The sequence below is a fragment of the Streptomyces sp. NPDC034111 genome (assembly GCF_055575375.1).
In genome coordinates, this window is the sequence record NZ_JBVIST010000013.1 from 101009 (window position 1) to 119916 (window position 18908).

At 71.2% G+C, this 18908-nt stretch carries 16 protein-coding genes, 1 tRNA gene and 1 other RNA gene; 7 read left to right on the forward strand and 11 right to left on the reverse strand.

Annotated features, from left to right (window positions below; translation table 11 throughout):
* Positions 1–264 precede the first annotated feature (264 nt).
* The 7 genes from ACZ55A_RS25645 to ffs form a co-directional block, all read right to left on the reverse strand.
* Positions 265–1380: an aspartate-semialdehyde dehydrogenase gene (locus tag ACZ55A_RS25645; RefSeq protein ID WP_468844393.1), complete on the reverse strand. Its 1116-nt coding sequence runs from the start codon at positions 1378–1380 to the stop codon at positions 265–267.
* Positions 1377–2648: an aspartate kinase gene (locus tag ACZ55A_RS25650; protein WP_468844396.1), complete on the reverse strand. Its 1272-nt coding sequence runs from the start codon at positions 2646–2648 to the stop codon at positions 1377–1379. Before ACZ55A_RS25650 ends, ACZ55A_RS25645 begins: the two co-directional genes overlap by 4 nt.
* Before the next feature lie 278 nt (positions 2649–2926).
* Positions 2927–3589 carry a DUF5063 domain-containing protein gene (locus tag ACZ55A_RS25655; RefSeq protein ID WP_468844397.1) on the reverse strand — a complete coding sequence of 221 codons (663 nt, stop codon included), beginning with the start codon at positions 3587–3589 and terminating at the stop codon, positions 2927–2929.
* Entirely contained in the window at positions 3582–4181 is a 600-nt protein-coding gene (gene recR, locus ACZ55A_RS25660) for a recombination mediator RecR (protein WP_006604196.1), read from the reverse strand. Before recR ends, ACZ55A_RS25655 begins: the two co-directional genes overlap by 8 nt.
* Positions 4182–4232: 51 nt before the next feature.
* Positions 4233–4583 carry a YbaB/EbfC family nucleoid-associated protein gene (locus ACZ55A_RS25665; protein WP_468844399.1) on the reverse strand — a complete coding sequence of 117 codons (351 nt, stop codon included), beginning with the start codon at positions 4581–4583 and terminating at the stop codon, positions 4233–4235.
* Positions 4584–4924: 341 nt separating this feature from the next.
* Positions 4925–7426 (reverse strand): DNA polymerase III subunit gamma and tau, encoded by a 2502-nt coding sequence (locus ACZ55A_RS25670; RefSeq protein ID WP_468844402.1) that lies wholly within the window; start codon positions 7424–7426, stop codon positions 4925–4927.
* Between the two features lie 102 nt (positions 7427–7528).
* An RNA gene (gene ffs, locus ACZ55A_RS25675) (signal recognition particle sRNA small type) lies at positions 7529–7627 on the reverse strand.
* A gap of 132 nt (positions 7628–7759) precedes the next feature.
* Here ffs and ACZ55A_RS25680 point away from each other — a divergent pair.
* The 5 genes from ACZ55A_RS25680 to ACZ55A_RS25700 all read left to right on the forward strand — a co-directional run bounded on the left by ACZ55A_RS25680 (position 7760) and on the right by ACZ55A_RS25700 (position 10897).
* Positions 7760–7844, forward strand: a tRNA-Ser gene (locus ACZ55A_RS25680).
* Between the two features lie 106 nt (positions 7845–7950).
* Positions 7951–8730 (forward strand): YqjF family protein, encoded by a 780-nt coding sequence (locus tag ACZ55A_RS25685; RefSeq protein WP_468844405.1) that lies wholly within the window; start codon positions 7951–7953, stop codon positions 8728–8730.
* 318 nt (positions 8731–9048) lie between these two features.
* Complete coding sequence (locus tag ACZ55A_RS25690; RefSeq protein WP_468844408.1) at positions 9049–9567, forward strand: SigE family RNA polymerase sigma factor; 519 nt, start codon at positions 9049–9051, stop codon at positions 9565–9567.
* Entirely contained in the window at positions 9560–10228 is a 669-nt protein-coding gene (locus tag ACZ55A_RS25695) for a hypothetical protein (RefSeq protein WP_468844411.1), read from the forward strand. Before ACZ55A_RS25690 ends, ACZ55A_RS25695 begins: the two co-directional genes overlap by 8 nt.
* A gap of 81 nt (positions 10229–10309) precedes the next feature.
* Positions 10310–10897 (forward strand): hypothetical protein, encoded by a 588-nt coding sequence (locus ACZ55A_RS25700; RefSeq protein WP_468844413.1) that lies wholly within the window; start codon positions 10310–10312, stop codon positions 10895–10897.
* 4 nt (positions 10898–10901) lie between these two features.
* Here ACZ55A_RS25700 and ACZ55A_RS25705 read toward each other — a convergent pair whose 3' ends face one another.
* A complete protein-coding gene (locus ACZ55A_RS25705; RefSeq protein WP_468844416.1) occupies positions 10902–12341 on the reverse strand; it encodes an FG-GAP repeat domain-containing protein in 1440 nt (479 codons plus the stop codon).
* Positions 12342–12547: 206 nt separating this feature from the next.
* Complete coding sequence (locus ACZ55A_RS25710) at positions 12548–14173, reverse strand: carboxylesterase/lipase family protein (RefSeq protein ID WP_468844418.1); 1626 nt, start codon at positions 14171–14173, stop codon at positions 12548–12550.
* Between the two features lie 110 nt (positions 14174–14283).
* On the opposite strand from ACZ55A_RS25710, the gene ACZ55A_RS25715 reads away from it, so the two are divergent.
* Positions 14284–14835, forward strand: coding sequence for a PadR family transcriptional regulator (locus tag ACZ55A_RS25715; RefSeq protein WP_468844421.1), 552 nt, complete (start codon positions 14284–14286; stop codon positions 14833–14835).
* Positions 14836–14862: 27 nt separating this feature from the next.
* On the opposite strand, the gene ACZ55A_RS25720 is transcribed toward ACZ55A_RS25715, so the two are convergent.
* Positions 14863–15312: an SRPBCC family protein gene (locus ACZ55A_RS25720; RefSeq protein ID WP_468844424.1), complete on the reverse strand. Its 450-nt coding sequence runs from the start codon at positions 15310–15312 to the stop codon at positions 14863–14865.
* A gap of 251 nt (positions 15313–15563) precedes the next feature.
* Between ACZ55A_RS25720 and ACZ55A_RS25725 the strand changes: the two genes are divergently transcribed.
* Positions 15564–16802 (forward strand): PP2C family protein-serine/threonine phosphatase, encoded by a 1239-nt coding sequence (locus ACZ55A_RS25725; RefSeq protein ID WP_468844426.1) that lies wholly within the window; start codon positions 15564–15566, stop codon positions 16800–16802.
* A gap of 78 nt (positions 16803–16880) precedes the next feature.
* Here ACZ55A_RS25725 and ACZ55A_RS25730 read toward each other — a convergent pair whose 3' ends face one another.
* The gene (locus ACZ55A_RS25730; RefSeq protein ID WP_468844429.1) at positions 16881–18716 is read right to left on the reverse strand and encodes an ABC transporter ATP-binding protein; all 1836 of its coding nucleotides are present in this window, start codon (positions 18714–18716) and stop codon (positions 16881–16883) included.
* Between the last annotated feature and the right edge of the window lie 192 nt (positions 18717–18908).

Consider the following 18908-nt stretch of genomic DNA (forward strand, 5'->3'; position numbering starts at 1 on the left):
ATTCGCTCACAGAATCTTCACACGACCCACAAAGTATCTACCAGCGGGTCGGCCCGCGACGGCCAATCACGCCAAGTCGCGCTCTCCCTACGGCTGGTGTCCGCACCGCAGTTCACACGAGTCCCACGCTTCACACAAGCTTTCAGATTCGCGGGGACCGCCGGATCCCATGAGGGCGGTAGCAGGGGTACGAGCCGGGGCAGCCCTGCTACGGCCCCACCCGGACAGCACGGCCGGGCAGCGAACGGCCCGGCGTCGGCAGCGTTATCCCCGGAGCTCCGCCGCCACCAACTCGCCCACCTGTGCGGTGTTCAGGGCCGCGCCCTTGCGCAGATTGTCCCCGCAGACGAACAGCTCCAGCACCCGCGGATCGTCCAGCGAGCGCCGCACCCGGCCGACCCAGGTCGGATCCGTACCGACGACGTCGGAGGGGGTGGGGAACTCCCCCGTGGCCGGATCGTCGCAGAGGACGACCCCGGGGGCCGCGGCCAGGATCTCGTGCGCGTGGGCGACCGTGACCTCGTTCTCGAACCGTGCGTGCACGGCCAGCGAGTGGGTGGTGAGCACCGGCACCCGTACACAGGTCGCGGTGACCGGCAGATCCGGCATGCCCAGGATCTTGCGGGTCTCGTTACGGACCTTCAGCTCCTCGGAGGACCAGCCGTCCTCCTGGAGCGAGCCGGCCCAGGGCACCACATTGAGCGCGATGGGTGCCGGGAAGGGCCCCATCGCGTCCCCCACGGCCCGCCGTACGTCACCGGGCGTGGCACCCAGCTCCGTACCGCACACCGCGGACAGCTGCGCCCGCAGCGTGTCGATACCGGCCTTCCCCACCCCGGAAACCGCCTGGTACGAGGAGACGATCAGCTCGCTCAGCCCGTACTCGGCGTGCAGCGCACCCAACGCGACGATCATCGACAGCGTGGTGCAGTTGGGGTTGGCGATGATGCCGCGCGGACGCACCCGCGCGGTATGCGCATTGACCTCGGGGACGACCAGCGGCACCTCCGGATCCATCCGGAAGGCGCCCGAATTGTCCACGACCACCGCGCCCTTGGACGCGGCGACCGGCGCCCACTGCGCGGAGACCTCGTCGGGGACGTCGAACATCGCGACGTCGATACCGTCGAAGACCTCCTCGCTCAGCGCGAGGACCTCGACCTCCGCACCCCGTACGGTCAGCTTGCGGCCGGCCGAGCGGGGGGAGGCCACCAGCCGGATCTCGCCCCAGATGTCGGCCCGCTCGGACAGGATGCCGAGCAGCACCGCGCCGACGGCGCCGGTGGCGCCGACGACGGCGAGATGCGGCTTACGGGCCGTGCGGGCATCCGCCCCTGCCGTGTCAGCGAGGGACGGACGGCCCGCCTCGGCCGGAATCATCGTCCGGTGCCGCCATAGACCACGGCCTCATCGCTCTCCGAGTCGAGCCCGAAGGCGGTGTGCACGGCGCGCACGGCCTCGTTGACGTCATCGGCGCGGGTGACGACCGAGATGCGGATCTCGGAGGTCGAGATCAGCTCGATGTTCACGCCCGCGTTCGACAGGGCCTCGAAGAACGTCGCCGTGACGCCCGGGTTGGTCTTCATCCCCGCGCCGACGAGCGAGATCTTGGCGATCTGGTCGTCGTAGCGCAGCGAGTCGAAGCCGACCGCCGCACGGGTCTTCTCCAGGGCCGCGACGGCCTTGCGGCCCTCGGCCTTGGGCAGCGTGAAGGAGATGTCGGTCAGACCGGTCGACGCGGCGGACACGTTCTGGACCACCATGTCGATGTTGACCTCGGAGTCCGCGATCGCGCGGAAGATGCGCGCGGCCTCGCCGGGCTTGTCCGGGACCCCGACGATCGTGACCTTCGCCTCGGAGGTGTCGTGTGCGACGCCCGAGATGATTGCCTGCTCCATCGGCTGGTCCCCTTGCGGTTCGTTGCTGACCCATGTGCCCTGAAGCCCCGAGAAGGAGGAGCGGACATGGATCGGGATGTTGTATCGGCGTGCGTACTCGACGCAGCGGTGCAGCAGCACCTTGGAACCGGAGCTGGCCAGCTCCAGCATGTCCTCGAAGGAGATCCAGTCGATCTTCCGGGCCTTCTTCACGACCCGCGGGTCGGCGGTGAAGACACCGTCCACATCGGTGTAGATCTCACAGACGTCGGCGTTCAGCGCGGCGGCCAGCGCCACGGCGGTGGTGTCCGAGCCACCGCGGCCCAGGGTCGTGATGTCCTTCTTGTCCTGGGACACACCCTGGAAGCCGGCGACGATGGCGATATTGCCCTCGTCGACCGAGGTCTGGATACGGCCCGGCGTGACATCGATGATCCGTGCCTTGTTGTGCACGGAGTCGGTGATGACACCGGCCTGGCTACCGGTGAAGGACTGCGCCTCGTGACCGAGGTTTTTGATCGCCATCGCCAGCAGGGCCATGGAGATCCGCTCTCCGGCGGTCAGCAGCATGTCGAACTCGCGCCCCGACGGAATCGGGGACACTTCCTGCGCGAGATCGATCAGCTCGTCCGTCGTGTCGCCCATCGCCGAAACCACGACGACCACCTGGTGGCCGTTCTTCTTGGCTTCGACGACTCGCTTGGCAACGCGCTTGATGCCCTCGGCATCCGCAACGGATGAGCCGCCGTACTTCTGCACGACAAGGCCCACGTGCGCTCCTCGCAACTGTCTCTTCGGGAGTTTCCTCCCGGACCCCCGGAATGTGGGGGTACTGCGGTCGGCTCAGTCTAACGAGCAAGCGGAATCCGCCCTGCTGTTATCACATCGTGAGACACGAAGCTCACTCAGCGATCACGTCCCGCTTCGACGGATCCGCGCCGGCGCACCGTCGCGCCCGCTCGGCGAAGCACATGCCCGCTCTGCGCCCGTACACACGGAAACGTAACCCAGGTCACAGGCCCGGGGCACCCCGGGCGGCCCGCCCCGGCTCAGGTCCCCCGCAGCCCCAGCGGCCCGGCGATCTCCGCCGCCATGACCTTCCCGGCCTCTTCGGCGAGCCGTTCCTCGTCGCCGTCGACGCCGCTGTCGGTGTCCAGGCCGTCCAGCTCCACCAGCGGCTGGTCGAGGCGTACGTGGGCGACCAGCGACTGCAACGCCCGCAGCGCGGCCGAGGCGGTCGGGCCCCAGTTGGAGAGGTAGGAGAACTGCCACCACCACAGGGCCTCGCTGACCCGGCCCTCGCGGTAGTGCGCCAGGCCGTGCCGCAGGTCGGTGATGATGTCAGCCAGATCGTCGGAGATCCGGGAGGCGACCGGCTCGCTGCGCGGGACGTAAGGGTCGAAAACCTCGGAGTACACATCCACCGGGTCGAGCAGGGTGGCGAAGCGCTCACGCAGCTCGTCGACGTCCGGCTCCGGACCGGTGTCCGGCTCATAGCGCTCATCGGGAACGATGTCCTCGTGGGCGCCCAGGCGGCCGCCGGTGAGCAGCAGCTGGGAGACCTCCAGCAGCAGGAAGGGCACCGCGCTGTCCGGCTCGTCGCCCTTGGCGACCTCCGTGACGGCGACGATGAAGCTCTCGATCGAGTCGGAGATCGAAACGGCGAAATCGTCCGGGTCCTGTGTCGCGTTGTGCAGCGTGGCATCAGACATCGAGAAGTCTCCTCCCTTCGAAGGCCCGCCCGAGCGTGACCTCGTCCGCGTACTCCAGATCGCCTCCGACCGGCAGTCCGCTCGCCAGTCGTGTCACTCTCAGGCCCATGGGTTTGATCATGCGGGCCAGGTACGTGGCCGTGGCCTCGCCCTCGAGATTCGGGTCCGTGGCCAGAATCAGCTCGGTGACCGTGCCGTCCGCGAGCCTGGCCAGCAGTTCCCGTATCCGCAGATCGTCGGGGCCGACGCCCTCGATCGGGCTGATCGCCCCACCGAGGACGTGGTAGCGGCCGCGGAACTCGCGGGTCCGCTCGATGGCCACGACGTCCTTGGGCTCCTCCACGACACAGATGACCGCCGGATCACGCCGCGGGTCCAGACAGACCCGGCACTGCTCCTCCTGCGCCACATTGCCGCAGACGCTGCAGAACCGGACCTTCGCCTTGACCTCCATCAGCGCATTCGCGAGCCGGCGGACATCGGTCGGCTCGGCCTGAAGAATGTGGAAGGCGATCCGCTGCGCGCTCTTGGGACCGACGCCGGGCAGCCTGCCCAACTCGTCGATCAGGTCCTGGACCACGCCTTCATACACGGAACGTCTTCTCTCTCTTCTGCCGTGCTGCGTACGCTAGTTGGCTACTCCTCAGAAAGGGAGACCGGGGATTCCGCCACCGCCCAGTCCCTGGGCGAGCGGACCGAGCTTCTGCTGCTGGAGCTGCTGGGCACTGGCGTTGGCATCCCGGACCGCCGCCAGCACGAGATCGGCGAGCGTCTCCGCCGTCTCCTCGGCGGAATCGGCATCCACCGCCTTGGGGTCGATGACCAGACCCGTGAGCTCACCGGAGCCGGTCACCGTCGCCTTGACCAGACCGCCGCCCGCGGAGCCCTCCACGGGCGTCTCCGCCAGCTCCTGCTGGGCGGCCGCAAGGTCCTGCTGCATCTTCTGGGCCTGCTGGAGCAGCTGCTGCATATTGGGCTGACCACCGGGGATCACGACGTGACTCCTGCCATACGACAACGATTGGTGCGGTAGCCCGAGCCTACGTGTTTCAACGGCCCCGCGCCCTACGCCGTAAGGAGGAGCACGGGTGTACGCCGGATGCGGACGCTGGAGGCCCCCGCCGGCCCGCCCCGAACCACCCGGCACGCCCCGTATGCGCCCCCTGACGGGCACGCTGCCCCCTCCGGCCCGGCCGCCCACCCCCGCCCGCTCATGTGAGCTTCTCCGCTCGCCCGCGCCTGCCCTTCACATGCGGTGGGAGCTCACCCGCTCACTCACTCTCGAGCCCATCCATTCTCGAGTTCGCTCATTCTTCAGGTCCCTCATCCTTGAGCTCACTCATTGTTGAACTCTTCCAGGACCGTCGCGCCCAGCTCGCGGACGATCAGGTCATGGCCGCTCAGCGCGGAGTCGACGAGATCGGGGTCGTCCTCGGCCGGCATGTCGTACTCGATCGACATGGGCGGCGGCTCGGGCGGGGTGTACGAGGGCTCCGGCGCGGCAGCCGCCTGCCCACCGCCGGCGGAGGCCGACGGTCCGACGGCCTCCCGCGCCATCCGCGCGCCCTGGCTGCCACCTGCTGCGCCGCCGCTCTGCCCGTACTGCCCGCCGGACGACGGGGCCGCCGCCGGGCCACCCTGCTGGGGCGGGGCCTGCGGCGCGGACTGCTGTGGGGCGGACTGCTGCGGCGCGGCGGGCGGGCCGCCGAAGCCACCGCCGCCTCCGCCACCGCCGCTACGGGGGGCGCCGCCGGCCGGCGGGCTGGCGCCGCCCGACGGGTCGACGATCGCCTCGACCCGCCACTGCACCTGGAACCGCTCGGCAAGCACGTCCTTGAGGACGTCCTCGCTCCCGCCGTTGGCGAAGCTGTCGCGGGCCCCGGCATTGGGGAAGCCGATCTGTAGCGTCGTGCCGTCGAAGCCGGAGACCTGGGCGTTCTGGCTCAGCAGGATCCAGGTGAAGCGCCGGCGGTCCTTGACCGCTTCCAGGATGTCCGGCCACATCTGCCGCACCTGGGCGGCACCCTGCGCCGCCCCCGGGGCCGCCCCGCCCTGCGGCGACTGCGCCACGGGCGCGGGCGCACCGGCCGCCTGGCCGGCCCCCGTCGGGCCGGCGGCCGCCGCCTGCTGCTGTACGGGCGCCGCGCCGCCAGGGCCGCCCGCCGCGGGGCCGCCCTGCCCGGGCGCCGCGGCCGTCGGCCACCCGCCCGGCTGCCGCGCCGCACCGCCGCCTCCGGCCCCGCCGTTGCCCGTGGCGGCACCGCCGCCGGCTCCCCGGCCGGTACCGCCGGGCCACGCCCCGGGCCGCGCGGGCGCACCGTCATGACCGGCACCCTGGCCACCGCCCGGGGCACCGCCGTGCGGCCCTCCAGCGCCCTCCGCCGGAGCCGCCGGTGCCGGAGCGGCCGGAGCCGCCGGGGCCGCCGGGGTCGGGGCCGCAGCTCCCGGAGCGGGCGCGGACGGCGCCCCCGCCCCCCGTACCGCGGCACGCGCAGCCGCCGGTCCGGACGGGCCCGCGGCCGGCATCGGCGGATGCGCCTCCGGCCCCGGTACGTACCCGGCCGCCGGCCCCCCGCCACCCGAAACCACCGGAGCCGGACCAACCCCAAGATCGCCGGGCCCAGCACCTGCCGGGCCCACCCCACTCGCTCCGCTCGCCCCGCCGAGCAGCGCCGCACCCGCACCGCGCTCCAGACGGTCCAGCCGTGCCTGCACCGACCGCTCGTCGTCGTACGCCGCGGGCAGCAGCACCCGGGCACAGATCAGCTCCAGCTGGAGCCGCGGCGAGGTCGCCCCCCGCATCTCCGTCAGGCCCGTATTGACCAGGTCAGCGGCCCGGCTCAGCTCCGCCGCCCCGAACACCGACGCCTGTGCCGACATCCGCTCCACCACATCCGCGGGGGCATCGATCAGCCCCTTCTCCCCCGCGTCCGGCACCGCCGCCAGGATCACCAGATCCCGCAGCCGCTCCAGCAGATCGGCGACGAACCGCCGCGGATCGTTACCGCCCTCGATGACCCGGTCCACCACCTCGAAGGCCGCCGCCCCGTCCCCCGAGGCGAACGCCTCGACCACGGAGTCCAGCAGCGACCCGTCGGTGTAGCCCAGCAGGGCCGTCGCCATGGCATACGTCACACCGTCGGCACCGGCTCCGGCCAGCAGCTGGTCCATCACCGACATCGAGTCCCGCACGGAGCCGGCACCGGCCCGTACGACCAGCGGCAGCACCCCGTCCTCGACCGGGATGTCCTCCCGCCCGCACACCTCGGCGAGGTACTCCCGCAGGGTGCCCGGCGGCACCAGCCGGAACGGATAGTGATGCGTCCGCGACCGGATCGTGCCGATGACCTTCTCGGGCTCGGTCGTCGCAAAGATGAACTTCAAATGCTCCGGCGGCTCCTCCACCACCTTCAGAAGCGCATTGAAGCCCGCCGAGGTCACCATGTGCGCCTCGTCGATGATGTAGATCTTGTACCTGCTGCTGGCGGGCCCGAAGAACGCCTTCTCCCGCAGCTCACGGGCGTCGTCCACACCACCGTGCGACGCCGCGTCGATCTCGATCACATCGATCGAGCCGCGCCCGTTCCTGGCCAGGTCCACACACGACTGGCACGTCCCGCAGGGCGTGGGAGTGGGACCTTCCTCACAGTTCAAACACCGCGCAAGGATCCGCGCGCTGGTCGTCTTGCCGCAGCCACGCGGCCCACTGAACAGATAGGCGTGGTTGACCCGGTTGTTCCGCAACGCCTGCTGGAGCGGATCGGTCACGTGCTCTTGCCCGATGACCTCGGCGAAGGTCTCGGGTCGGTATCGGCGGTACAGCGCAAGGGACGACACGCTTACGACGATATCGGGCCGCACTGACAACCGGCCCTTCCCCAAACTCTCGGCTCCTCACGAGCAGGGAAGGCCCCATGCGCAGGGGAGGCCCCCTTCGCAAACACAAGCGCCCCCCACGCACCCGCCAGAGCCGACCTACCCTTGCTGCCTTCCGGCCCTGGGGGAGTTCAGTCAGATAGCGCCACGTGAGGGGCTGCGCTCCACACTAGCGGATCCCCCACCCAACAATCGAACCCGACCCCCACCTCCACCCCCGCTCCGGACCCCCTCCCACCCCCTCCCCCGGATCATGTTCGCGAGCACTCCCCAACGTCTTGTATTGTTTGCGGCGGAGGATTCGCCTAGTGGCCTAGGGCGCACGCTTGGAAAGCGTGTTGGGGGCAACCCCTCACGAGTTCGAATCTCGTATCCTCCGCACCGCCCGTCAGGGCAAACGAGGGCCCCGACCAGATCTTGGTCGGGGCCCTCGTCGTTCGGTCCCAGGCCTCCGGTGCTGCCGGTGCTGCTGTGATACTGACGCGATGCCGCCGACGCCTCTGCCACGGATCCCCGTGCCCCTGGACCCCATAACGGCTGACCCGCCGGGTCCGATAGCGCGCCCGCTGCTCACCCAGTCCTGGCTCGACCTCGCCTTTCTGCACTGGGCCGCGGACCCCGCCGACGTGGCCGGCCTGCTGCCGTCCGGGACGGTCCCCGACTCTTTGGACGGTGTCACCTACGTCGGTCTGGTCGCGTTCCGGATGCACCGTGTCGGCTGGTTCCGGCTCCCGGGCGTCCCTTATCTGGGGACGTTCCCCGAGACCAATGTGCGCCTCTACTCGGTGGACGCGCAGGGGCGGCGTGGTGTGGTCTTCCGCTCACTCGACGCCTCCCGCCTGGTGCCGGTGGCCGTGGCGCGGCTCGGCTTCCGGATGCCCTATCTGTGGTCCCGCATGGCCATCCGCACCGACGGCGACACCGTCACCTACACGAGCTCCCGGCGCTGGCCCGGCCCCCGCGGCGCCCGCTCCCGTATCACCGTGCGGGTGGGCGAACGGATCGAGGAACCCACCGAGTTGGAGCACTTTCTGACCGCACGCTGGGGAATGCACAGCGCCTTCTTCGGCCGGCCGATGTACCTGCCCAACGCCCACCCGCGCTGGCCCCTGCACCGGGCCGGCCTGGTCGAGTGCGAGGAGGATCTGGTGGCGGCGGCAGGCTTCCCGACGCCCATGGGGGAGCCGGTGAGCGTCCTGTACTCGCCCGGCGTCCCGGCCCGCTTCGGCCGCCCCGCCCGCCCGGCCGGCATCCCGACCCCCTGACTGCCGCCGGCCTGGCCGGGAAGCCCCCTGGGCCCAGACCTCAGGGCGGGTCTGGGCGGCAGCGCCCGTCGCCAGGTGCGGCGTCCTGATCCGGCTGTTACGGGCTTGTGATCGTGCGCGTGTAACCAGAGGGCGAGCGGGTGCGTAAGCACCCGTGTACGTCGGCCGCAGCAGGAGTACCAAGTGGAGCGGGATGGCCCCCAGTAGCAGTGTGTCTGCCCGTGGCGTGCCCGGGGCGGGCGGAAGCGAGGTGCCCCCATCCGGGTTCAGGGGCGGGGACCCCGTGCCGTTGGCCGAGTGGAACCGCCGGGGCGCGACATGAATGAGCGGGAGTTCGATGCGTTCTACAGCGGAAGCGTCGGCCGGCTTACCGGCCAGTTGTACGCGATGACCGGCGACCTCGCCGAGTCCCAGGACGTGGTGCAGGAGGCGTTCGTCCGGGCCTGGGAACGGCGGACCGAACTCGATGCCGGCGGCGCCCCCGAGGCCTGGGTGCGCACGGTGGCCTGGCGGTTGGCGGTGAGCCGGTGGCGGCGGGTGCGTGCCGCGTTGTCGTTGGTGCGCCGGCAGGGTCCACCCGCCGATGTGCCCCCGCCCGACCCGAATCATGTGCTGCTGGTGGAGGCGTTGCGCGGTATCCCCGAGGCGCAGCGGCGGGCGATCGTCCTGCACCATCTGTGCGACCTCCCCCTACGTGAGGTGGCCGCCGAGACCGGGTGTCCGGTCGGGACGGTCAAGGTGCATCTCAGTCGCGGACGCGCGGCCCTGGCCCGGCTTCTCTCCGACTCGGAGCTGGATCCCCGCTCGGGCGAGCTATCGGAGGTGAAGCGTGGCTGACCGGACTGAATTGGGCCGACGGCTCGAGGAGCTCGCCGCGTCGGGCCGGCAGCACGTCGTGGCAGTGCCTGCGGAGCGGGTGCGGGCCCGAGGTGACCGGCGTCGTCGCCGTAAGCGTGCCGCCGCGGCTGCGGGCGGGGCGTTCCTGTCGGTTGCGCTCGTTGTGGGCGGTGCGGGGCTGTGGTCGATGCGGTCCTCCTCGGTACCGGACCCCGCGGCGGTCACGCCCGCGCCGAGGGTGTCCGCCTTCACCACGCCGTCGCCGGCGCCCGGCGAGGAGTATGCGAGCGAACTCGGCTATGTGTACGGGGCCGTGGCCGAGGGGGGCAAGGTGCGGGTCACGGTCAAGCAGCTGCGTGAACTCCGCGGGGACGCCGCGTCGGCGTACGCACGGGCCCATGGGCTCACGGCACCCCGTTACGGCGATGCCTTGGTGGTGGACACCGGCACGGTGCATGTGCTGACCCTGCCGGAGTGGACGCCGGTCGAGGCGCGTGAGCTGTCCGGGAATCGCGCCACCGATATGCGGCTGGGGCAGTTGGTCGGGGAGCTTGGCTCACGGCCGAAGTGGACGTTCTGGATCGACTACGACACCAGGCGCCAGGTGGCCTCGCTGCGGGAGGCCGGGCAACGGCCGGATCGGGCTGTTACGCGTTCATGACAATCCCTCTGTAACCCACGGGACGACCGCACGCGTAAAGCCCATGTACACCGACCACACCCGAACCGATGGGGTACCACCATGTTCCACTCACGCCGCCGTATCGCCGCGAGCGCCGCCGCGATGGCCGTCGCCGCCCTTGCCCTGACCGCTTGCGGCAGTAAGGACGCCGCCGTAAAGCCGGCCGGGGCTGCTGCCACTGCCCATGCGAACGACAACGGCAAGCCGGCGAGTGCGTCCGACACCAGCGAGTCGAGCGGTGCGGCCGGCGCGTCGCAGTCCGATGGGCAGCGGCGCGCGCCGGGACAGGTCAACAAGCTCGACTGGGCGAACTCCAAGAAGTTCGTGCAGATCCAGAGCGCCGAGGTCATCGGCGGTCAGACGTACCTGATGGTTCGCCCCGCCCGGAAGAAGGCCGTCACGCAGCCGACCGAGCGGTGGGAGGTCGTGCCGACGAAGGGCGCGTTCAACGGGGTGTCCCTGGCGAAGAATGCGCGGGTGCTGGCGTCGGCGCCGCTGACCGACGAGCCCGCCCCGAAGGAGATCAGCCAGGCCGAATTCGCCAAGCAGGTGAACAAGTTGGACAAGGAGAAGATCCTCGTCGGCTTCGACCTGACCTTCGACGGCGACGGCGACGTGGTCAGGGTGCAGTCTCTCTACACCCCCTGAGCGGTCAGCCCCTGCCGAAGTCCTTGGTCTTGACGAAGCGGCGGTCCGTCTTCGACGGGCCGTCCTCGGTTCCACGCAGGATCCAGTAACCGGCGTCCTTGCGGGGCTTGTTGAAGCCGAATGTGCCGATGAGCAGCTCGTCACGGCCATCGGTGTCGAGGTCGGCGAGGTACAGGTCCCAGCCGAAGTCATCGCGGTCGCCGGGGCTCTGCGGGGAGCCGCCGAGGCCGATCGCGTAACGGTCGATCGTGACGGTACGGGCCGCGCTGAGCCCGTCCTTGCCGCCGAGAACCACCGTCACCTGGCCGATGCGGTCGTCGTCGCCGTGAGATTGGGTGGCGATGTCGTCGTGGCCGTCGCCGTTGACGTCGCCGGCCGCGAGATCGTAGCCCACCTTCAGCTTCCCGAGCCCGCCGGCGCGGACCTTGCCCCGGCCAGGGCCCTTGTCGCTGCCGTAGACAGCAACGGCCCGGTCGTCGTCCCTGCCTCTGGCGAGGATGTCCTGCTTGCCGTCTCCGTCGAAGTCGCCGGTGGCGACGGGGACGGCGCCGTTCGTGATGCCGGGTACGGACCCGGAAGGCCGCAGCCCGCGGGCCGTTCCCCGGTAGAACGTGGCGTCGACGGCGTCTTTCGGCAGGCCGTCCTCAAAGCGCGCGTCCTCCTCGTCGTACTCGGCCTTCGTCACCAGGTCGTCCCGGCCGTCGCCGTCGAAATCGCCGACGACCGTGTGGGCCACCGGCACCCAGCCCTCGTGGCCCACGTCGGTGGCCGAGGTGCTGCGGGGCGCGCCGTCGCGGCCGAGCGGGCCGTACCGGACGGTGGCGGGCTGCGGCTTGGTGGGGGCGGACTCGCTGTTGTTGGGCTCCGCGAGGGTCAGCAGGTCGAGGGCACCGTCGCCGTCGAAGTCCCCGGCGGCGACGGCCCGGTCGAGGCCGGCGGGCAGCTTGACGGTGCCCCTGGGGCCGTCGGGGCCGCCCCGGACGAGGCGCTGCTCGTGCGCGTACTCGTCTCCGCTGGGGTCGGGCACCATGTCGCTTGCCACGACGTCGGCGTAGCCGTCGTCATCCAGGTCTCCGGTGAACTGGGTCGAACTGTCCCACCCGATGGGCCCCTTGGTGCTTCTGGGGTCGAGGTCGGGCAGGTGCCCCGCGACGCGGAACGCCGCGCCGGGTTCCGGGCCACCGGGCGCGGCGAGCGCGACGACACAGTTACGGTCCCACCCTCCGAACCCGGTCTTCCGCGCCCTGTACCAGCCGTTGACGACCACGTCGGCGTGCCCGTCACCATTGACATCGTCCCGGTTGACCGCGCCCTTGCTCCGCTTCGAGGCGGGAGGGGACGACGGCGCCGCCTTCCCGCCGTCGCCCGAGCAGGCCGTGAACAGCGGGGTGGTCACGCAGAGGCAGAGCAGAGCGGCGACAAGGCGGCGGGGGCGGCAGTACATGGCGCCAGTCTGCGGAAGGCGACTCACGAACCCGTAACGGCCCGGGCAAGAGCGGATTCCGGTCAGCACGGCCGGGCGGCAGGCGGTAGCCGGCGGGCAGGTAGGCAGCAGCTCGCGGTTCGTCGACCGCCGTTCGTCGTCCGCCGTTCGCCATCCGCTGCCCGCCCGCCGCCCGCCGCCCGCCGCCCGCCATGCACCATGCGCCGTCAGGAACCTGCCGCCGCGTCCCACAGAGCGCAGCGATGCTCGGCCCGCAGTGTCGTCGTGGTCGCGTTGCCGCCCGCGGAGGCGGTGCGCAGCTGAAGCACCCGGCCCGGTCGGGCGCCCTGCTCCGGCATGGCTTCCTGCCCCTTGGCGTGCGGCGGTGAGCCGTGGAGGAAGGAGCCCCAGTACGCGGTCATCTGCGTGGACAGGGCGCGCTGCTCGGCGTTGAGGCGCGCGCTGCGGCCGTACGGCTTGAACAGGTAGTTCAGCTCGGCCGCGTGGGTGGCGCCGAAGTCGAAGTCGGCGTGCTGGGGGAGGGAGGCGAACCACGGGGAGGTGCGGTCGGCGAACTCGTACGTGTAGACCCGGCCGCGTGCGGCGAGGCGTGGGTTGATCCGCAGGGCCGGGCAGGCGAAGAGGTGGTCGCCGAAAGCGGCGGCGTAGGCGTAGCCGGGCCGGTCGTAGGCGCTGAGTGGGTAGCGGTCCAGCGCCCGGGTGCCGGTTTCCTCGCCGAAGGTGGAGGTGAGCGCCTTGGGATAGGCGTCTGCGGACAGTGGCGTGCCCCAGCGGTCGAAGCTGTCGTAGGCGAAGACCAGGCCCTCCTTGCTGTTGGCACCGTTCATGACGGGGACGCGGGCGGCGTGGCCGGAGGCGAAGGCGTCGGCCGGCTGGAGCGGTAGCTCGCGGCCGCCGACGGTGCTGCGCCAGAGGTCGGGGCCGGTGCCGCGCTGGGCGTCGAGGATCTCCCGTACGGGCTTGGCGCGCAGGCAGTCGGCCGCGCGGGCGGGCTCGGTGCAGCCCAGCTTGGCGGCGAAGGCGAGCCCGTCGGCGACGGCCTTCTTACGGGTGGCGCCCGCGCAGTCCCCGAAGGCACCGCTTTGGATGATCGCCGCCCGGTACAGGCCGCGGCTGCCCGGGGAGGCGAGCTGGGCGCAGACCGCGCTGCCGCCCGCCGACTCGCCGGCGAGCGTGACCCGGGTGCGGTCGCCGCCGAAGTGGCCGATGTTGGCCCGCACCCAGCGCAGTGCCTGCTGCTGGTCGAGCAGGGCGAAGTTGCCGGTGGTGCCGGGGAGGGTGAGGAAGCCCTGGGCGCCGAGGCGGTAGTTGAGGGTGACGACGACGGAGTGGGTGCGGCGGGCGAAGGCGTCGGGGACGATGTCGCGGCCCGCGCCTCCTATGTTGCCGCCGCCGTGGATCCACACCATGACGGGGAGCTTGCCGCGGTCGCGGCCGGCGGACCCTGCCGGCGGGGCGTAGACGTTGACATCGAGACAGTCCTCGGTGGCGTGCTGCTTCCCGTAGCCCGGCGCCCAAAAGGTGTTCTGCGCACAGTAGTTGCCGTACCGAGTGGCGTCCTTCGTCCCCTTCCACCGCGCGGCGGGCCGCGGCGCCCGCCAGCGCAGGTCGCTGACGGGCGCCTGGGCGTAGGGGATGCCGAGGAACCGGCGCCCCTCGGCGGTGGCCTCGCCGCGCACCCAGCCGTTCTCGGTGCGGACGAGGACGGGCCCGCCGGAGGGCCGGCCGGGCTGATCGGCCTGGGCGGACAACGGAGTGAGGGCCGCGGTGGCGACGGCGAGGGACAGCATGATCCGGCGCGCTCGGCGCAGGAGTCTCGCGTGCGGGGGCATAGGGTCTCCTGACGGCAGGGACATGCCCGGATACGGCTCCGGGCGCCGCGAGCATAGATGCCGAGTGTCATAGGTGACTAGTGCCATAGGTAAGGGGTTACGAGTCGGAGATGAAGATCGAGCATGTGCTGCTCGGATTCGTGGCGATGCGTCCCTGTACGGGCTACGACCTGAAGCGCTGGCTGGACAGTGAGATGGGCCGGATGATCCGGCTGCGCACCCAGCAGAGCCAGATCTACCGGACGCTGGGCCGCATGTGCGCCGACGGCTGGATCGACTACACGGTGGAGCGCAACGAAGGCCGCCCGGACTCGAAGGTGTACCGCGCCACGGACGCCGGCGAGCGGGTACTGCGGGAACGCCTGGCCGAGCCGTACACGCCCGCGCCCGACTTCGGCGACCCCGAGTTCGTGATCCGCTACACCTTCGCGATCTTTCTGAGCGAGGAGGAGCAGGTACAACTCGTCCGCACCGAACTGGCGGCCCGGCGCGCCCAGGCGGAGCGGTTCCGCGCCCGGGAGATCCGCGAGGAGCCGTGGCTGCCGGAGGTGGACCGCGCGCGGATGGCACGGATCCTCGACCACGTCCACGACTACAAGGGCCGCGCCCTGGACACCCATGTGCGCTGGCTGGAGGAGATCCTGGCCGAGCTCACGGAGTGAAACGGCGGCCGCGTCCGTCCCGGCCGCTCAGGCGAACGTGCCGGCCAGGTAGGCGTTGCGCGTTCTGATGAGGTGGGGCATGTACCGGCTCAGGAGAAGCCGGTCGACGATGCGCCCCACAGGCCCCAGCGGCGAAGCGAACTCGATGACGTCCCGCATCACGGTGCCACCGGCACCGTCCGGCTCGAAGTAGTGAGCGTGACGCCATCGTTTGAAGGGCCCGGACTCCTGCTCGTCCACGAAGCACCGGGGCCGGTCGTACGAGGTGATGCGGGCGGTCAGCCGCCAGGTCAGCCCGAGATGCCGGGCCCGGAAGGTCACCGTGTCACCGAGCACCAGCTCGCCCCGGGTCCTGCCCCCCACCGCTCGCTCCCCCGAACCAGCCATCGAGCGGGTATGCGCCTCCACGTCCAGACACACCGCGAACACCTGGTCCGGTGCTGCGGCAACGGCGGTCACCACCTCGAAACGCTGCACCCGGCTCACCCTATGGGTGCGGGAATTCCGGGCTCCTGCCGGGTCGGGAGCAGGTCTGGTCGGAGGCGCATATGCCGCAGGTGGACGCCGCACGTCGTGCGCGGGTGGGACACGCTCCCGGGCGGCGGGTGCGGCCGTGGCGCGCGTGCAGGCTGGGGGGACCGTAGCGTGAGGAGGACGGGGCAGGTGGCGGAACGGGGCGGGCAGGGGACGGATCAGGCAGTGAAGGGGGCAGTAGGGAGGCGGTGGTGATGGCTGGGTTGGATTACTCGGCGCTGTTTGCCGCTACGCCGAGTCCCTACCTGGTGCTGGGACCGGACCTGGTGATCGTGGAGGTCAATCAGGCGTATCTGGATGCGACCGGGCGGACCAGGGGCGACCTGGTCGGGCAGCACATCTTCGATGCGTTCCCGGACAACCCCGCGGACCCCGAGGCCGATGGGGTGCGGAATCTGAACGCCTCGCTGCACCGGGTGCTGATCTCGCGGGAGCCCGACACGATGGCGCTTCAGAAGTACGACATCCCCATCGTGAGCCGGCCCGGGGCGTTCGAGGAACGCTGGTGGTCCCCGGTCAATACGCCGATCCTCGGGCCGGACGGGCGGGTGGCGTGGATCATCCACCGGGTGGAGGACGTGACGGCATTCGTGCGGGCCCACGCCTCCGCTGACCGGCCGCCGCCCAGGCGGCTCACCGAGCGCGAGGCGCTGGAGGCCGAGCTGTACGCACGGGCCCGGGAGCTCCAGCGGCTGAACGAGGAGCTGCGGCGGGCCCATACGCGTGAGCGTCAGGTGGCCGTCACGCTCCAGGAGGCCATGCTCCAGTCACCGGACCTGGACCGGCACGAGAACGTTGCGGTGCGCTACCTGCCCGCCGCGGGGTCACTGAACGTGTGCGGCGACTGGTACGACATGGTCGACCTGCCGGACGGCCGCTTCGCGGTGGCGGTCGGTGACGTCGTCGGTCATGGTCTGGAGGCGGCCGCCGTGATGGGGATGCTCCGCAGCGCGCTCAGCGCCACCATCCGCGCGCTGGAGCGGCCCGCCCAGGCGCTGGAGGTGCTGGGCCTGTATGCCCGGTCGATCGAGGGCGCGCTCAACACGACGGTCGTCAAGGCGATGGTGGACCCCCGCAGCCGTTTGATCATCTACAGCAACGCGGGCCACCCCCCTCCGGTCCTGTTGCACCCCGACGGCACCTGTGAGCTGCTGAACCAGGCCACCGACCCGCCACTGGGCGCACGGCCCCAGCACGTCCCCCGCCCCCAGGCCGGCCAGGCGTACCTCCCCGAGGACACCCTGGTGCTCTACACCGACGGGCTGATCGAACGCCGTGGCGAGGACATCGACGAAGGCCTGACCCTGCTGACCGCCGCCCTCGGCCGCTACAGCACCCTCGGCCCGGAGCGCCTGGCCGACGCCCTGCTGGCCGACCTCGGTCTCGTCGGCGGCGGCCGCGACGACATCGCCCTGCTCATCGTGCGGCTGTGAGTGCTCTCGCGGTGCATCACAACTGCCGTGGCTGCGGCCCTGTCTGACATGTGCTCAGTGGCCTTGTCCGGCATGGGGTCAGCCCCTCACCCCCCAGCGGTCCGCCTCCCGGGCGGGGGTGCCGTTGTGGGCGTGGGCCGGGGGGTGGGCGTGGAAGAGGGTGGCGTAGAGGCCGTGTTGGGCGAGGAGTTCGGGGTGGGTGCCGGACTCTACGAGGAGGCCGCGGTCGAGGACGAGGATGCGGTCGGCGTCCGGGGCGAGGTCCAGGTCGTGGGTGATCACGAGGGTGGTGCGGCCCTCGGCGAGGCGGCGCAGGGGGGCGATGATGCGCTGGGAGGCCAGGACGTCCAGGCCGGTGGTGGGCTCGTCGAGGATGAGGACCGGGGCGTCGCGGAGCATGGCGCGGGCGATGGCGATGCGCTGGAGCTGGCCGCCGGAGAGGCGGGCGGTGCCGGGGGCGATGACGGTGTCGTAGCCGTCGGGGAGGGCGGTGATGAAGCCGTGGGCGTCGGCCGCCCGGGCGGCGCGGACCACGTCGTGTTCGGCGGCCTCGGCGTGCGGGCGTCCGCAGGCGATGTTCTCGCGGATGGTGTCGTGCAGCACCAGGGTGTCCTGGGGCAGCAGCGTGATGTTGTGGCGGAGCTGGGCGAGCGGGAGCTGGTTCACCGGGATGTCGTCCAGGCGGATGCTGCCGGAGGTGGGGTCGTAGAAGCGCAACAGCAGGGCGGCCAGGGTGGACTTGCCGGCGCCGCTGGGGCCGGTGATGACCAGGAGTTCGCCGGGTACCGCGGTGAAGGAGAAGTCGCGCAGTACGTCCTCGTGGCTGCCCGGGTAGTGGAAGGTGACCTGGCGGGCCTCGACCTCGCCGATCGCGCGGCGGAAGCGCGGCGGGGCGACGAGGGAGGGCGCCGGGTCGGTGACCGAGGGGCGGGCGTCGAGTATTTCCAGCAGGCGCTCGGACCCGGCGGTCGCCTCGGTGGCGGTGAGGCCGAGCTGGCCCAGGGAGCGGATCGGCGGGTAGAGGTAGCCGATGAAGGCGGCGAAGGCCAGGAGCTGGCCGAGGGACATCCGTCCCGCGGATATCTCCCATGCCCCGAGGCCGATGATCGCCAGCACACAGAGGGTCTCCAGCAGCTCGACGACCTGGTCGTACAGCCCGTTGAGGCGGGCGCTGGTCACCGATGCCCGGAACCAGGTGCGCGCCTGGCGGTCGAGCCGTTCCTCCTCGTCGCGCTGCCGGTTGTAGGCCTGCGTCAGCACAACGTTGACCAGGCCCTCCTCGACCACCGAGGTGATGGCGCCGTCCGCGGCGCGCTCGCGGCGGGAGACCTCTTTCACCCGGCCGGTGAAGCGGGTGGTGGCGGTCCAGAACAGCGGTGCCAGGAGGAACGTGGCCAGCGCCAGGTCCCAGCGCAGCCAGAGGGCGGCACCGGCGTAGAAGACGATGCCGAAGAGGGCGGCGGCCGCCTGGACGAGGCCGGAGACCACCAGCTGCTCGATGGCGTCCACATCGCCGGTCAGCCGCTCGACGAGGTCACCGCGGCGGCTGCGCTGGAAGAAGTGCGGTGGCAGCGTCTGGAGGTGGGAGAAGACACGGGCGCGTAGCCGCATCACGAAGCGCTCGGCGGTCCAGGCCGCGAGCGAGTTGCCGAGATAGGCCACCACCGCGCCGATGACGGCCACCGACAGCCACAGGCCGGCAGGCTTCCAGAAGGCGCTGACCGACCCCTTTTGCAGGGCCTCGTCGGTGAGTTGGGCGAAGAACAGGATGGCCGCGGTCTCTGCCAGCGCGGCCATGACGGCGGCCAGGCAGACCAGGACGATCCAGCGTCGGTCGCCCTTGGTCAGAGGCCAGAAGCGGCGGACCGACTCTTTGAAGCCGACGCGTCGGGTGCGGATGGTGGGGTCCGCCATGGGGCCCCACAGGCCGCGCCCAACGGGCAGGACTTCCTTGGTTTGTTGGGGTGTTGCCGGCGGCGCTTCATCGTCCACCGGCCTCCGGTGTGAGCTGCGCAGATGCATGGTTGCTACGCCATATCGGGCTGCTCGGGAGTGCCGAGGCTGGGTGACGCTGGCCCCCAACGCACGAGACGGACTCGCGTGGCA

Bases quoted from the DNA above. Each gene is read 5' to 3' on its own strand.
- ACZ55A_RS25645 (WP_468844393.1), bottom strand. From the start codon at position 1,380: ATGATTCCGGCCGAGGCGGGCCGTCCGTCCCTCGCTGACACGGCAGGG.
- ACZ55A_RS25655 (WP_468844397.1), bottom strand. From the start codon at position 3,589: ATGTCTGATGCCACGCTGCACAACGCGACACAGGACCCGGACGATTTC.
- ACZ55A_RS25685 (WP_468844405.1), top strand. From the start codon at position 7,951: ATGCCGCCGACGCCTCTGCCACGGATCCCCGTGCCCCTGGACCCCATA.
- ACZ55A_RS25690 (WP_468844408.1), top strand. From the start codon at position 9,049: ATGAATGAGCGGGAGTTCGATGCGTTCTACAGCGGAAGCGTCGGCCGG.
- ACZ55A_RS25700 (WP_468844413.1), top strand. From the start codon at position 10,310: ATGTTCCACTCACGCCGCCGTATCGCCGCGAGCGCCGCCGCGATGGCC.
- ACZ55A_RS25705 (WP_468844416.1), bottom strand. From the start codon at position 12,341: ATGTACTGCCGCCCCCGCCGCCTTGTCGCCGCTCTGCTCTGCCTCTGC.
- ACZ55A_RS25710 (WP_468844418.1), bottom strand. From the start codon at position 14,173: ATGCCCCCGCACGCGAGACTCCTGCGCCGAGCGCGCCGGATCATGCTG.
- ACZ55A_RS25715 (WP_468844421.1), top strand. From the start codon at position 14,284: ATGAAGATCGAGCATGTGCTGCTCGGATTCGTGGCGATGCGTCCCTGT.
- ACZ55A_RS25725 (WP_468844426.1), top strand. From the start codon at position 15,564: ATGGCTGGGTTGGATTACTCGGCGCTGTTTGCCGCTACGCCGAGTCCC.
- ACZ55A_RS25730 (WP_468844429.1), bottom strand. From the start codon at position 18,716: ATGGCGGACCCCACCATCCGCACCCGACGCGTCGGCTTCAAAGAGTCG.